Annotated in this window: 12 protein-coding genes; 9 read left to right on the top strand and 3 right to left on the bottom strand. The window is 70.0% G+C overall.

The window, feature by feature from the left end; all coding sequences use genetic code 11:
- Positions 1-32 precede the first annotated feature (32 nt).
- The 9 genes from ACI6GS_RS20725 (at position 33) to ACI6GS_RS20685 (ending at position 11,578) form a co-directional block, all read left to right on the top strand.
- A complete protein-coding gene (locus ACI6GS_RS20725) occupies positions 33-2,747 on the top strand; it encodes a hypothetical protein (RefSeq protein ID WP_439815370.1) in 2,715 nt (904 codons plus the stop codon).
- Between the two features lie 92 nt (positions 2,748-2,839).
- On the top strand, positions 2,840-4,051 hold the full coding sequence (locus ACI6GS_RS20720; protein WP_439815369.1) for an aminotransferase class V-fold PLP-dependent enzyme: 1,212 nt from the start codon (positions 2,840-2,842) through the stop codon (positions 4,049-4,051).
- Positions 4,052-4,233: 182 nt separating this feature from the next.
- A complete protein-coding gene (rpsU, locus tag ACI6GS_RS20715; RefSeq protein WP_439815368.1) occupies positions 4,234-4,440 on the top strand; it encodes a 30S ribosomal protein S21 in 207 nt (68 codons plus the stop codon).
- 66 nt (positions 4,441-4,506) lie between these two features.
- Positions 4,507-5,328, top strand: a complete 822-nt coding sequence (gene panB / locus ACI6GS_RS20710) for a 3-methyl-2-oxobutanoate hydroxymethyltransferase (RefSeq protein ID WP_439815367.1) — start codon at positions 4,507-4,509, stop codon at positions 5,326-5,328.
- Between the two features lie 179 nt (positions 5,329-5,507).
- The gene (locus ACI6GS_RS20705; RefSeq protein ID WP_439815366.1) at positions 5,508-6,173 is read left to right on the top strand and encodes a tetratricopeptide repeat protein; all 666 of its coding nucleotides are present in this window, start codon (positions 5,508-5,510) and stop codon (positions 6,171-6,173) included.
- Positions 6,170-7,540: an outer membrane protein assembly factor BamB family protein gene (locus tag ACI6GS_RS20700; protein WP_439815365.1), complete on the top strand. Its 1,371-nt coding sequence runs from the start codon at positions 6,170-6,172 to the stop codon at positions 7,538-7,540. Before ACI6GS_RS20705 ends, ACI6GS_RS20700 begins: the two co-directional genes overlap by 4 nt.
- A 2-nt stretch (positions 7,541-7,542) precedes the next feature.
- Complete coding sequence (der, locus tag ACI6GS_RS20695) at positions 7,543-8,955, top strand: ribosome biogenesis GTPase Der (protein ID WP_439815364.1); 1,413 nt, start codon at positions 7,543-7,545, stop codon at positions 8,953-8,955.
- A 64-nt stretch (positions 8,956-9,019) separates the two neighbouring features.
- Positions 9,020-10,627, top strand: coding sequence for a hypothetical protein (locus tag ACI6GS_RS20690; RefSeq protein ID WP_439815363.1), 1,608 nt, complete (start codon positions 9,020-9,022; stop codon positions 10,625-10,627).
- Positions 10,628-10,681: 54 nt separating this feature from the next.
- Positions 10,682-11,578 (top strand): phytanoyl-CoA dioxygenase family protein, encoded by an 897-nt coding sequence (locus ACI6GS_RS20685; RefSeq protein ID WP_439815362.1) that lies wholly within the window; start codon positions 10,682-10,684, stop codon positions 11,576-11,578.
- Between the two features lie 11 nt (positions 11,579-11,589).
- Here the strand turns inward: ACI6GS_RS20685 and ACI6GS_RS20680 are convergent, their stop codons facing one another.
- From ACI6GS_RS20680 to ACI6GS_RS20670, 3 genes are all read right to left on the bottom strand, one after another.
- The gene (locus ACI6GS_RS20680) at positions 11,590-12,066 is read right to left on the bottom strand and encodes a nuclear transport factor 2 family protein (RefSeq protein ID WP_439815361.1); all 477 of its coding nucleotides are present in this window, start codon (positions 12,064-12,066) and stop codon (positions 11,590-11,592) included.
- 150 nt (positions 12,067-12,216) lie between these two features.
- Positions 12,217-13,428, bottom strand: a complete 1,212-nt coding sequence (locus ACI6GS_RS20675) for an acyl-CoA dehydrogenase family protein (RefSeq protein ID WP_439815360.1) — start codon at positions 13,426-13,428, stop codon at positions 12,217-12,219.
- 31 nt (positions 13,429-13,459) lie between these two features.
- A complete protein-coding gene (locus tag ACI6GS_RS20670) occupies positions 13,460-14,356 on the bottom strand; it encodes an MBL fold metallo-hydrolase (protein WP_439815359.1) in 897 nt (298 codons plus the stop codon).
- Between the last annotated feature and the right edge of the window lie 73 nt (positions 14,357-14,429).

Below are 14,429 nucleotides of genomic sequence, written 5' to 3'. Positions count from 1 at the left end.
ATGGTCGCGGCCTTCGGTACAGTCTGGCTCTGATGATTCCTGGCGGTCGCGACGACCATTCCCTTCTCTGGCTGGCCCTGGGGACGGCCGCGCTGATCCTGGCGGCGGGCACGGTCGCCGCGCCGGCCGCCATGTGGCTGGCGCTGGTGCTGCTCGTCCGCTATGTGCGCAGCCAGCCGGCGCTGCAGGGGCTGGCCGTGGGGGCCGGGGCGGTTGCCGCGGCCATGCTGGTCGTGGTCCGCGCCCTCTCGGATGCGCCGCCCAGCCTCTATGCGGCCCTGGTGGTCGGCGGGCTTGTCACCTATTTCCTCCCTCTGGCGCTGGACCGGCTGTTGCAGCCGCGGCTGGCCCGGCTGGGGCTGCTCGGCACCCTGGCGCTGCCCTGCCTCGTCGTCCTTACCCAGTACCTCTATCGCCAGACCCAGCTGCCGGGCTCGGAGATCGGCATCGCGTTGAGCCAGACCGGCAATTCCGCCGTGCTCCAGATCGCGTCCTGGGGTGGCGAATGGGCGATCGCCTTCATGCTGGCCTGGTTCGCCTCGCTGGTCGCCCATGGCTGGGGCCACATGGCGGCGGGGCAGCGGACGCGTGGCCAGGCGGCGCTGGGCGTGGCTGCGCTGGTCACGGGCCTGGCCATGCTGGGCGGCTGGTTCCGGACCGAAGTCTACGACACCGCGGTCGAGACGGTGCGTGTGGCGATGATCATGCCCGGCGTCGACGGCAACGGCGGCATGCGCCTGCTCGACGCCGCCCACCTGGTGCGCGAGGAATCGGGCCAGCCACCGCTCGACGTTGCGGGCCTCCGCCCGCCGCTGGCGATGATGCCCCTGCGCGACGCGCTCGTCGAACGCACCGCGCGCGAGGCGGCGGCAGGGGCGTCCATCATCTTCTGGCCCGGCCTGCCCGAGCTGCTGGGCCGTGACGACGAGGTGGCGCTGGTCGATTCCCTGCGCGAGATCGCGCTGGAACGGGGCGTGGCAATCGCGCTGGCGCTGGATGCGCCCGACCCGGGGGCGGAGCGGGCGCCGAACCGCAACCGCTTCCTGATGATCGACCCGCAGGGCACGCTCGCCTGGGAATACCTGGACGGCGAATCCTTCCGCACCGGACAATGGCGCCTGCGCAAGGCGCTGGACGTCGTGCCCCAGATCGACACCGGGTTTGGCCGGCTGGGCGGTATCGTCGCCTATGATGCGACCTATCCCAGCGTGCTGGCGGCGGCGGGGCGGGCTGGGGTCCAGCTGGCCCTGGATCCCGCGCTCGACATTGCCGACCTGGAACCCGTCGATTCCAGCCTGGCGACGCTGGCGGCGGTGGAATACGGGATGACGATCGCCCGGGTCAGTTCGACCGGGCACGGCATGATGGTCGACCGCTATGGCCGGCGGCAGGACGTGACCCACCTGGCCCGTGCCTATGACCCCGTCATGGTGGCGCAGATGCCGGCGCGCGCCCAGCCCACGCTCTATGCCGCATGGCCGATGGCCGTGCCCGCCGGCAGTGCCGCCGTGCTGGCGCTGCTGCTCGCCGCAGTGCTGCCATGGCCCCGCCTGGCTGTGGGGCGTCCCGCCAGGGCGCCTCAGCCTGTGCGCCAGGGGCTGCTCCTGGGGGCACGGGTCCTGCTCCTCCCGGTGCGGCTGCCGTTCATGCTGGTCAGCGGGCTGGCGGCGCGTCTCAAGGCCCTGCGCGAGCGCTGGCAGGCCCGCCGTGCCGCCCGCAGGGGAGCGCCGGTTTCCCCCGACACCGGGCAGCAGGCCGTCGCCATGACCGCGAACCACGCCGTGCCGCCTGATACGCTGCCAGCCGATGATGTGCTGCCCGTCGCCGTGGCGCTGCCTGCGGCACCGCCGGTCGGCCGTTTCGCTGCATGGCGCAAGGCGCGGGCGGAGCGCAAGAGTGCCCGCACCGCACTCAGGGCGCAGGCACGGACCGACAAGGCTGCCGCGCGCGCCGCGGCGAAGGCTGCCGCCGCCGCCCGGCGCACGCCGCCGGTCCTTGCCGTTCCTCAGCCCGCGCCGGTGCCGGTGGAGCCTGCCGTCGCCCCTGAGGACACGGCGCCCGAAGCGGTCGAGGTCGCCGCCGCGCCGCCACCGCCGATCGCGCCAGAGACGGAGCCGGGGCCAGCGTCGAAGCCTGCGGCGGAGCCCGTCGTGGCGCTGCCGGTGGAGCCGCCCTTCCCGCCGGACCTGACCCTGAAGGCCGCGCGGGATGCCAGCCTGGCCGGCATGCGGGCCAGCCTGACCGACCTGCGCCAGGTTACCCGCCGCCTGTCGGGTGACGAGGAAAGGGCAGCGGCCGCAGACTCGGCACTGGATCCTGTTCCGCCACAGGTGCCGTCGCCGCCGCCAGCCCCGCCGCCGCCAGCCCCGCCGCCGGCAGCCCCGTCCCCGGCAGCCCCGTTCCCGGCAGTTGCGTCACAGCCTGTGCCGCCGGCGCCGGTCGAGCCCGAACCGCCGCCCTTTGCCTCGCCCGGGCGCGCGCCCGACAACGAGGACACGCTGGTCGCCCTGCGCCGTGCCGCGCGGGAGCGGGAACGTCAGCGCGAACTGGAGGGGGAGGACAACTGGCTGGCCTCGCTTGCCCGGATCGTCAATGACAGCCCAACCGAGCGGCGCAACCGCCGCCGCGAGCGGGAGGCGCGCGAGCGCGACGGCCGCGCCGGCAGCGGCACGGCCGAGGATGAGCGCGACACGGGTCGCGAGCGCACCCGCCCGGTCCCGTTCGGGCGGCGCGACCCCCGGGATTGAGCGTCGAACCTTGACGCTTGGACCGGCCCCGGCGCCGGGCTAGGGTCCAGCGCAACCCGCGGGCGCGGGGTCGGGGCGGGGGGAGGGCCGCAATGAAGCTGGACGTCGGTTTTGCGCGTGCGCAGTTCCCGCAGTTCTCGAACGGCTGGGCGTTCCTGGAGAATGCGGGTGGCACCTATGTGCCGCAGCCGGTGATCGACCATGTCACCCGCTACATGACCGAGGTGCAGGTCCAGCCGGCCTGGTCCTTTGCGCCGTCCGCGGATGCCGCAGGCCGCATCGCGCGGGGCAAGGCCGCGGCCGCGGCCTTCGTGAACGCGACTGCGCCAGAGATCCTGATCGGCCCGTCGACGACGCTCAACGTCTATGTCCTGGCCCAGGCGGTCGCCTCCCTTCTGCAGCCGGGCGACGAGATCGTGGTGACGGAACAGGACCACGAGGCCAATTCCGGGGCATGGCGCCGCCTGGCCCAGCGCGGCATCCGCGTCAAGGAATGGCAGGTCGACCCGGTGACGGGGGAGTTGTCGCTCGATGTTCTCGCGGCGCTGGTCACGCCGGCCACACGGCTGATCGCGCTGTGCCACTGCTCCAACATCGTCGGCACGTTCAACGACATTCCGGCCGTGGTTGAGATCGCGCGGCGGTCCGATGCCTTTGTCTGCGTCGATGGGGTGGCCTATACGCCGCATCGCCTGCCCGACGTGCAGGCGCTGGGCGTCGATGCCTATGCCTTCAGCCTGTACAAGACGTTCGGGCCGCATGTCGGCCTGATGTACGTGGGGCCGCGGTTGCGCGGCCGGGTGGCGGCGCAGAACCATTTCTTCATCGACGACCCGCTGGGGGCGCTCAACCCCGGCGGTCCCTCGCACGAGATGACCGCGGCGCTGGTGGGGATCCAGGATTACTTCCAGGCCCTTCATGCGCGGCATTTCAATGCGCCCGCCGCCGACTTCAGGACATGCCTGGAGGCCGTCTACGAGCTGGCTGCGGCGCACGAGGACGAACTGGGCGCCCTGCTGCTCGATGGGCTCAATCGCCTGCCCGGGGTTCGCATCATCGGTCGGACACGAATCGACGGGCGCCGCGCGCCGACGGTGTCGTTCGTCCTGCGCGACCATGCGTCCGAGTCGGTGGCCGATGCCCTGGCCGCGGAGAAAGTGGCCGTCGGGCATGGCGACTTCTACGCCCAGCGCTGCGTGGCCGCCGTCGGCCTGATGCCGGACGGGGTCGTGCGCGCCTCGATCGCGCACTACAACACGCACGAGGATGTCGCCCGCTTCCTGGACGCCCTGGGACGGCTTTGACGACGCAGCGCGGCCGATCTTGCAGGGCGGCCCTGCAACGACCATTTCCAACCAGATGGACGCTTGGAACGCTGCCGACCCTGTGATAGAGAGGCGCGCTTATCCGTCGCGGACACCGTGACGGTCGACCCGTCGGATGTGCTCGAACGGGGCGAGCCAAGGTCCGTTGAGAAAGGCAGTGCATGCAGATTCTGGTGCGTGACAACAATGTGGAGCAGGCACTGCGCGCGCTGAAGAAGCGCATGCAGCGTGAAGGCATCTTCCGTGAGATGCGGCTGCGCGGCCATTACGAGAAGCCGAGCGAGAAGCGCGCACGGGAGAAGGCGGAAGCCGTTCGCCGCGCCCGCAAGCTTGCCCGCAAGCGCGCCCAGCGCGAGGGTGCGGCCTGATCTGCCTGATCAGCACAGGGCGCGATCAAGGCGCCATGTGAACATCGGAGTGGGACGGAGCCAGTCATGTCAGTTCAAACGCCGGTCCGACCGGTCACCGTTCCAGCAATCCGGGCGAAGAAGGGGCAGACGCCCGTCGTCTGCCTGACCGCCTATACGATGCCGATGGCCCAGCTGCTGGACCCTTATGCGGATCTGCTGCTGGTGGGCGATTCGCTGGGCAATGTCGTCTATGGCCTGCCCACCACGATCGGTGTGTCGCTGGACATGATGATCGCCCATGGTGCGGCCGTCGTGCGCGGGGCCAAGCGCGCCTGCGTGATCGTCGACCTGCCCTTTGGCTCCTATGAACGCTCGCGCGAGCAGGCGTTCGACAGCGCCGTCCGCGTCATGAAGGAAACCCAGGCCGCCGGCGTGAAGCTGGAGGGCGGGGTCGCCATGGCCGAGACCATTGCCTTCCTGACGGCGCGTGGCATTCCGGTAATGGCCCATGTCGGCCTGACACCCCAGGCGGTGCACGCCCTGGGCGGGTTCAAGGCGCGCGGCACCCGCGGGCACGAGGAATGGGACGGGATCCGCCAGGATGCCAAGGCCGTGGCCGAGGCCGGCGCCTTTTCCGTCGTGCTGGAAGCCGTGGCCGAGCCGCTGGCCCGCCTGGTGACCGAGGACGTGGCCATTCCCACGATCGGCATCGGCGCATCCGCCGAGTGCGACGGGCAGATCCTGGTCGTCGACGACATGCTGGGCATGGGCGAGCGCACGCCGCAGTTCGTGAAGCGCTATGACGAACTCGGTCAGCGCATCGCGACGGCTGCCGCGGCCTATGCCGAGGATGTCCGCGCCCGCCGCTTCCCGGCGGCCAGCCATACCTACCGGATGAAGAACTAGGCACGACGACGCAGCAGGCGGGACGGCGCCGGCGGTGCGCGGCTGCGTCAGCGGCCGTTTGCCAAGCAGGGTGCCCCCGGCTATAGAGGGACCGCCAAAGGGGACGGCGGGGCTCTTGGTCTGATTTGGACGCGCGCGGGTTACAGGCCACGCGCGCGGTGCGGTTGGAGACACGCCGCGTGGCGGACATTTTTCAAGAAATCGATGAAGACCTGCGGCGCGACCGCTCCATGGCGCTGTGGCGCCGCTGGCGCGTTCCGCTTGCCGCGGGTTGTGTGGCGATCGTCCTGGGTGCCGCCGGCGGCGTCTGGTGGCGCGAGCACGAGGCTGCGACCAAGGCCGAGCGGGGTGATCGCTTCACCGCCGCCGCCGCCCAGATCGAGGCCGGCCAGGCGGCGGAGGGCGAGGCAGCCCTGCTGGCCCTGGCGGACGAGGCCGGGCGTGACTCCGGCTATGGCGTGCTGGCCCTGATGCGGGCCGCCGCCGCGCGGGAGGCTGCGGGAAACGCGACTGGCGCCGTCGAGTTGCTGGACCAGGTCGCCAATGGCAAGGGCGATGCCAGCCTGCGCGACGTCGCCCGGCTGAAGGCGGCCATGCTGGTGGTCGACAGTGCCGAGGCGGACGCCGTCATCGGCCGGGTCGACCCGCTGATTGTGCCGACGGGCGCCTGGCGCCATGCTGCATCCCTGATCAAGGCGGGTGCCCTGCTGCGCAAGCAGGACGAGGCCGCCGCGCGCACGCTGCTGGACAGCCTGTCCAAGGACGAAAGCGCGCCGCGCGGCGTTCGGCAGCAGGCGACGGAGTTGCTGGCGTCGCTGGGTGGTCCGGGGCCGCAGCCGTCATGACGCGCCGGATGCGGGGCCGCCATGGCGCGGCCCTTGCCGTGCTGGGCATGGCGCTGGCGCTGGGCGCCTGCGAATCGCTGGACGTGCTGGGTGTCGGCGACGTCTTCAAGGGGTCCGAGGAGCGCCTGCCGGGCGAGCGCATCTCCGTGCTCAGCTTCGAGCAGCAGGTGACGCCCGATCCCGTCGCCAGCAGCATTCCGATCGTGCTGCCTCGCCCCTATGTCAATCCGGACTGGCCCCAGGCCGGCGGCTATCCCGCCCATGTGCTGCACCACCTGGACGTCGCCGCCGACCTGAAGCAGCTGTGGTCCGTCAGCATTGGCCAGGGCTCCACCCGCGAGGCCAAGCTGCTGGCGTCGCCCGTCGTCGCGGAAGGCAAGGTCTTCGCCCTGGATGCGGACGGCACCGTGTCCGCCGTCGACGCCGAGACGGGGGCGCGGGTCTGGCAGATCGAGACCTCCGCACAGGACGAGGATTCCGACCTGGGCTTCCAGGGCGGCCTGTCCTACCACCAGGGGCGGCTCTATCTCGATTCCGGTTTCGGCTACATCGCGGCGCTGAATCCGGCCGACGGGACCGAGGTCTGGCGCCGTGTCGTGGGCGTGCCGCTGCGCACTGCGCCCACGGTCAGCGGCGGCCGGGTCTTTGGCGTCAGCCATGACAACCAGCTCTTCGCGCTGAATGCCGAGACGGGCGAGATCCTGTGGAACCATGTCGGCATCGCGGAGAGCGCGGGCCTGCTGGGTGCCGCCAGTCCCGCGGTGTTTGCCGATACCGTCATTGCGCCCTATTCCTCGGGCGAACTGATCGCGCTGCGCGTGGAGAACGGTCGCGTCGCCTGGACCGACACGCTGACCCGGGCGTCGCGCATGACGCCGCTGAACGCGCTCAACGACATCAGCGGGCAGCCGGTCATCGACCGCGGTCGCGTCTTCGCCCTCAGCCATTCGGGGCGCATGGTGTCGATCGACCTGCGCACCGGCAGCCGCATCTGGGAGAAGACGATCGCCGGCGTCGAGACGCCTTGGGTCGCCGGCGACTTCATCTTCGTGGTCGACCTGGAGGGCGAGCTGATCGCCATGAATCGTGACGACGGCCTTGTCCGCTGGGTCACCCGGCTGGGCAAGTTCGAGGTCGATGATGGCGAGGAGCAGCGCGACAAGCCGATCCAGTGGAGCGGTCCGGTCCTTGCCGGCGACCGGCTGCTGGTCGTCTCGTCCAACGGCTATGCCGTCTCCGTGTCGCCCTATACGGGCGAGGTGACCGGCCGTCAGGCCATGCCGTCCGGGATCTTCCTGGCGCCCGTCGTCGCCAACCGGACCGTCTACGTCCTGACCGACGACGCCCAGCTCGTCGCGTTGCGCTGATCATGGCGCGACGCCCGTTCACGGTCGCGATCGTCGGGCGGCCCAATGTGGGCAAGTCCACCCTGTTCAACCGACTGGTGGGCAAGAAGCTGGCCCTGGTTGATGACACGCCGGGCGTGACGCGCGACCGGCGCGAGGGCGAGGCCCGCCTCGGCCCCCTGAAGTTCCGCGTGTTCGATACCGCAGGCCTTGAGGAAGGCGTGGGCGATACGCTGGAGGCGCGCCTGCGCCGCCAGACCGACCGGGCGCTGGGCGATGCCGACGCGGTGCTGTTCCTGGTCGACGCCCGCGCAGGCGTCACCCCCCTGGACAGTCATTTCGCCCGCGTCCTGCGGCTGATGCCGCAGCCGGTGATCCTGGTTGCGAACAAGGCGGAGGGCAATGCCGGTATCCCCGGGGTTGCCGAGGCCTATGGGCTTGGCCTGGGCGACCCGGTGCCGCTGTCGGCCGAGCATGGCGAGAACATGAGCGAGCTCTACGACGCGCTCGCTGCCGTGGCGCCTGACGAGGGGGAGGAGCCGGCCTTCGCCGCCCCTGAAGACGATCCGGAGGCGTTCGATCAGGATGAGGGCGAGGAGGATGCGGCTGCCGTCGCCACGCGGCCGCTGACCATCGCCATTGCCGGCCGGCCCAATGTGGGCAAGTCCACCCTGATCAACCGCCTCCTGGGCGAGGAGCGGATGATCACCGGACCCGAGGCGGGGCTGACCCGCGACTCGATCGGCGTGCCCTGGTCGTGGAACGGCCGCCCGGTCCGCCTGTTCGACACGGCCGGCCTGCGGCGCAAGGCGCGCGTCCAGGAAAAGCTGGAAAAGCTGTCGGTCGGCGACACGCTGCGGGCGGTGCGTTTTGCCGAGATCGTGATCGTCGTGATCGATGCCGACCTGGGGGTCGACAAGCAGGACCTGCAGATCGCCGACCTTGTCGCGCGGGAGGGTCGGGGCCTTGTCATCGCCGTCAACAAGTGGGACCTGGTGCGCACGCGCAAGGAAACGCTGGACGAGATCCGCTACCGCTTCGAGACCTCGCTCTCCCAGGTCCAGGGCATGCCGCTGGTCACCCTGTCGGGTCTCAGCGGGCAGGGATTGGACAAGCTGATGCCCGCCGTGGCCCAGGTGGACAAGTCGTGGAACACCCGGGTCCCGACCGCGGTGTTGAACCGCTACCTGGCGGCGGCGCTGGAGCGCCATCCGCCCCCGGCGGTCGCCGGCCGACGCCTGCGCCCGCGCTACATGACCCAGGTGAAGAGCCGGCCGCCGACCTTTGCCCTGTTCATGACGCGGGGCGGAGAACTGCCCGATTCCTATTCGCGCTACCTGACCAGTGGCCTGCGCGAGAACTTCGCGCTGGACGGCGTGCCGCTGCGCCTGCTGGTCCGCAGCAGCGACAATCCCTATGCCGACAAGGACGACTGAGCCCCGGCCTGCGGGACGGCCCGCCGCGCTGACGCGCTAAGGGCCAGGCATCCGGGGTTGGGCGATGCAGGAGCGACTGAACAGCCTCAGCCATGGGCTGGCGGGTGGGGCGCCGCCATCGCCACACATGATCCAGGCCGCCCTGGTCTTCGCCACCCTGTCGCTGGCCCTGGGCATCTGGGCCTGCTTCACCCGCGGTCCCTGGTACGACGAGTTCTGGACGCTGTGGCTGGCCGATTCGCAGGTGGCGTTGGGCCAGGCTGTGTCCGAGCGCTGGCTGAAGGATCCCAATCCGCCGCTGTTCGTCGCCCTGGTCCGCCTGGTCGACCCCTGGATCCCGCGCGAGGTCGAGGTGCGGCGCCTGCTCAACCTGGTGGCGCTTCCGCCGGTCCTGGGCCTTGCCTGGATGATCTGGCGCCACCAGCCGGCCCTGCGGCGGATCCTGGTCGTGTTCGCGATCCTGTCCGCCTCCTCGCACTACGCCATCACGACCCTGCCGGACCATCGCTCCTACTTCCTGCAGTTCTGCATGGCGTGCCTGTTCTTCCTGGCCTGGCTTGCCCTGGAAGCCGAGGGCGGCAGGGGGCCCCTGCGCCGCACCGCCCTGGCGGCGCTGGCCGTGGCCACGGTGCTGATCGTCAACCTCCACACCATCGCAGGCGTGCAGGCGCTGGCCATCCTGGCGGTCTGGTGGCTGGTCCTGGTGGCACGGCACCAGTGGGGGCTGGCCATGGCGCTCGTCGTCATCGGGCTGGCCGCCGTGCTGCCCCAGGCCCTGGTCATGCTGGCGCAGTGGGACCTGGTCAGCGCCCTGGCGGACGATTTCTGGGCGGCTCCCACCGGACTTGCGACGGCGCTGGAGCGTCTGGCCCGCGCCATGGGGCAGGGCATGGGCCTGAACCTGGTGGGGATCATGCTGGTCCTTGCCGCGGGCGTGCTGCGTTTTGGCGGCGGTCCGGCGCCACAGGCGAAGCCTGGACTGCTGGGGGCGCTCCAGGCCAGGGGCGATGGTGGACTGCCCGTGCGTCGCCTGCTGCTGGTGCAGGGGCTGGGGATCCTGGCGGCGGTTGGAGCGATGCTGGTGCTGAACCTGCGGACGCCGATCCTGATCGACCGCTACCTGCTGCTGGCCGGCGTGGCCGCCGCCGCCTTCCTGGCCGTGGCGGGGCAGGCGGTGCTGACGGCCAACTGGCTGGCGTTCGGCCTCTTCCTGCTCAATGCCGCAGCGGTTGCCGGGCACCTGCACTGGCAGGTTGCCGGTGATGGCCGTTGGCGGGACACCGCCCGGGTGATCCAGGCGGAGGTCGCGGCCTGTCCCGCGACCCGGGTGATCGGCCGGGTGGTGCCTGTCGACCTGCTGCGTCCGCTGGGCGTGCTCCAGGACGACCGTGTGCGCGACGGGATGGATTACATGGCCCGGGACGGCGGCTTTGAATATGCCCAGCCCATCGGCCGCGACCTGGACGTGATCGCGCCGCCTGGGGCCTGCCCACTGGTGATCTGGAGCGAGAACGTCAACCATTTCGTTGCGCGCCGCGATCCGCGCGCCGCCGACGTCCTGGCCGGGCTCGGCTTCCAGGCGTCGCCTGCCCGCCTGGTCGGCGCCGTGGTCGCGCGTTCGGGCAGCGGCGTGGTCCTCATCCTAGACCGCGGTGGGGCTCGCGCGGATTGACGGAAGCGCTCCGCCTCCCGGAGACTGCGGGGTGTTCAGGCCAGGGAGGACACAATGGGCGGCAAGCTGGAAACCGTGCGTTCCGACATCGGGATGCCGCGCATCCTGGCGATCCTGGCGCGCGACGGTGCCGTGATCGTGGAGGACCTGCTCTCGCCCGACCTGCTGGCCCGGATGAATGCCGAGTTCGATGCGGCGATCGCCGGGGCCGCGCCCGGCTCCAAGAGCCGGCTGGTCAGCCGGCGCATGTTCCATGGGGACCGCACCAAGCGCGTCTGCGGCCTGGCCCGCTTCAGCCCGGCTTTTGTCGAGCTGATGCAGCATCCGATCCTGCTGGGCTGGGCGGACGATGCGCTGCGCCGCAATGCCGGCGGCTACTGGATGAACACGGGGCAACTCATGGTCATTGGGCCGGGGGAGCCCGCCCAGTACCTGCATCGGGACCAGGACAACTGGCCCATGTTCTCGCAGATGGGCCGTGACGCGCCCGAATGCACGGTCAGCGTCATGGTCGCCCTCAGCCCGTTCACCGAGGAACTGGGCGCCACGCGCGTTGTCCCCGGCAGCCATGCCTGGGACGACTATGGGCGCAAGGTGGACCAGTCGGCCACGATCCCCGCGGTCATGCCTGCCGGCGCCGGCCTGCTCTATTCAGGCAAGGTGGTGCACGGGGCCGGACACAACCGCACCACCGACCTGTGGCGGCGCGGCCTGCATCTGTCCTACGTCCTGGGCTGGCTCCGCCCGGAGGAGGCGCACACGCTGGCCGTGCCGTGGGAGGTGGCCAAGGACCTGCCACCCAAGGCGCGGGAGCTGCTGGGCTATGCGAGCTACGACCCGAACCCGCACTATGGCGGCCGGCTCTGGCTGCTCGACTTCGACGATGCGCGCCATGTGCTCGCCGATGGCGACATCCCGGAGGAGAAGATCCCCGAGCCAGCCTATCCCTGACGAAATCCGCTTCAGGCCGCGGCCTTGCGCCCTGCGCAGATGGCGTCGACGGCAGCGTGGAAGTGCTCCTTGCCGAAGGCGCGATAGGTCTCGATCGGGTTGAAGTGCTCCTTCATGTGCAGGAGCTTGCCGTCGCGCACGCGGATCAGGGTGCAGTAGCGCTGGTCATAGACGCCGCCGTGCTTCACCGGGCCGCCGCCGGAGACTTCGACCACGATCAGCTCCGGGTCCTCGGTCCAGTGCAGCGCCGTGGTGGTCGAGGTGAAGCTGGGCACCATCTCCAGCAGCCAGTCGAAGAAATGACCGACTGCGTCGCGCCCCTCGATATAGACGCGGCTCTCGCAGAACGGTGCTTCCCACACGGCATTCTCGTGCAGCACCTCCTGCCAGATCGCCTGCTTGCGCTCGGCACTGATCGGCTTGCCGCCGAACGCCTCGCCCAGCTTTGCCATCGGCGCCAATAGCGCTGCCTTCTGTTCCTCGGTCATGGTGTTCCTCCCTGTTCTATTGCTCTTTTATGCCACCTCATCCTGAGGTGCGGAGCGAAGCGGAGCCTCGAAGGATGGGCCGCCGTAGCACCGGTGGCCCATCCTTCGAGACGGCCTGCGGCCTCCTCAGGATGAGGTGGGATACTGGATTCACAACCCCAGCACGGCCTTGGCCATGATGTTGCGCTGGATCTCGCTGGCGCCGCCATAGATCGTGGAGGCGCGGTTGTTGAGGTAGATCGGCATCTGCCGCTCGGCATAATCCGGGCCGATGGGGGCGACGTTGCGCTTCACCGGCGGGTGCTGGTCGCCGGGGACGCGGTCGAACGGGGCCGAATAGACGCCGATCGCCTCGATCGCGAGTTCGTTGATCTTCTGCCCCACCTCGGACCCGCGGGTCTTGAGCAGGGAGGATTCGGGGCCCGGGCGGCCGGTGCGGCTGATCTCGGCCATCACGCGGTGCTCGGTATACTCGATGCCCATCACCTCGACCTCCAGCGCATCGACGGCGGCGCGGAAGCCGGGATCGTCGATCAGGCGGGTGCCGGCAATGGGCTCGGCCTGGGCGATGGAGCGGACCTCGTTCAGGCCGGCATAGAGCTTAGACGCGAAGGCGCCGCCGCGCTCGAACTCCAGCAGGTACTTGGCATAGGTCCAGCCCATGCCTTCCTCGCCGATGCGGTTGGCGACCGGCACGCGCACGTCGTCGAAGAAGACCTGGTTCACGTCGTGGTCCAGGCCCAGGATGATGATCGGTTTCACCGTGATGCCCGGTGTGTCCATCGGGATCAGCAGGAAGGTGATGCCGTCCTGCCGCTTGCCGCTCGCATCGGTGCGGACCAGGCAGAACATCATGTCGGCGAAATGGGCGTGGGTCGTCCAGATCTTGGTGCCGTTGACGACGTAATGGTCACCGTCACGCACCGCGCGCGTCTGCAGCGAGGCGAGGTCCGAACCGGAGCCCGGCTCCGAATAGCCCTGGCACCACGCCTCGTCCCCGCTCAGGATCTTCGGCAGGTAGCGCTGCTTCTGCTCCGGCGACCCGAACTTCATGATGACGGGGGCGACCAGGGACAGGCCCATGGCCATGGCGGGCGGCGTGCCGGCGGCCTGGCATTCGGTCTGGAAGATGTAGGTCTGGGTCGGCGTCCAGCCGGGCCCGCCATATTCGGCCGGCCACAGCGGTGCGGACCAGCCCTTGGCGTAGAGCGCCTTGTGCCACGCCACCATGTCCGGCCGATCCATGAAGACGCCTGTATTGGCCTTGGTCGCCGCCTTCAGCTCCGGCGTCAGGTTGGTGGCGAGGAAGGCGCGGACCTCGGCGCGGAAGGCCTCGTCCTCTTCGCTGAAGCGGATGTCCATGTGATCTCCTCCGTGTCTGTTGTTGTCGATCCTAGCGGATCGGCAGCACCGTTGTGCCGTCGACATAGCCCAGTTCGACCAGCTCCACACGGGGCGCTACGCGGGTAAGCGCGTCGCGGATCGGCGCGACGTCCGTCGGGATCGAGAAGCCGGGCAGCCAGTCGTCGTGATGACACAGGATCAGCCTGGACGGCCGGGCCAGATCCGCCTGCCGCGCCACGAACTCGGCCAGCGAGCCCTGGATCGGCTGGCCGTCGATATTGCCGCGCCCCGCCGCCGCCATGATGGCGACATCCGGCCGCAGCATGTTGAGGATGCCGGTCCAGTGCCCCGACGTGTCCTGGTAGAGGATGGAGCCGTCCGGAGTCTCGAACACGAAGATCAGCGCGCCGCCGTCGCCGCGGTCGCCCTGGTTGCTGGCGCGCAGATGGGCGACCGCCTCCGGCGCCAGCTGGGTGCCCATGTAGCCGACCAGTTCCTGGAAGCGGGCGCGCTGCTCCTGCCAGGTCAGTCCTAAGTCGCCGATGCAGACCTCGCCCGACTGGTGCATCTTCTTGTGGCTCCAGACGCAGGAATGCTGGCTGGGATAGACGCTGACCCTGACCCCGTGTCCTAAGTCGATCGTCTCGCCGCCGGCGACGCAGATCATCTGGTCCAGCGGCACGCCCGCCTGCTCCATGACGCGCACGGTCTCGTAACTGCCGATGATCCTGGCACCCGTGCGCTTGGCGATCCGCTCGGCCCCGTAGAGGTGGTCGAAATGGCTGTGGCCGACGACGATCCAGTCGGCGGCCTCGATATCGTCCGCGGTCAGGCCCGGCCCCTTGGCATTGGCGGCGCGGTCGATATAGGCGTCGAGGAAGATCGTCAGCCCCGCTACCTTGAGCCGGAACGTGGCACAGCCATACCAGTCGAGTGTCGCAGGCATGGTGTCTTCCTCCCCTTTGCTGTTGTTCTACCCCGACACCAACGGCGGCGTCGCCGTTGCACCAACATGCTTC

It is taken from the genome of Zavarzinia sp. CC-PAN008 (assembly GCF_051903925.1).
Lineage (GTDB): Bacteria > Pseudomonadota > Alphaproteobacteria > Zavarziniales > Zavarziniaceae.
The sequence above is the reverse complement of the archived record's forward strand: the minus strand, read 5'-3'. Positions and strand labels throughout refer to the sequence as shown.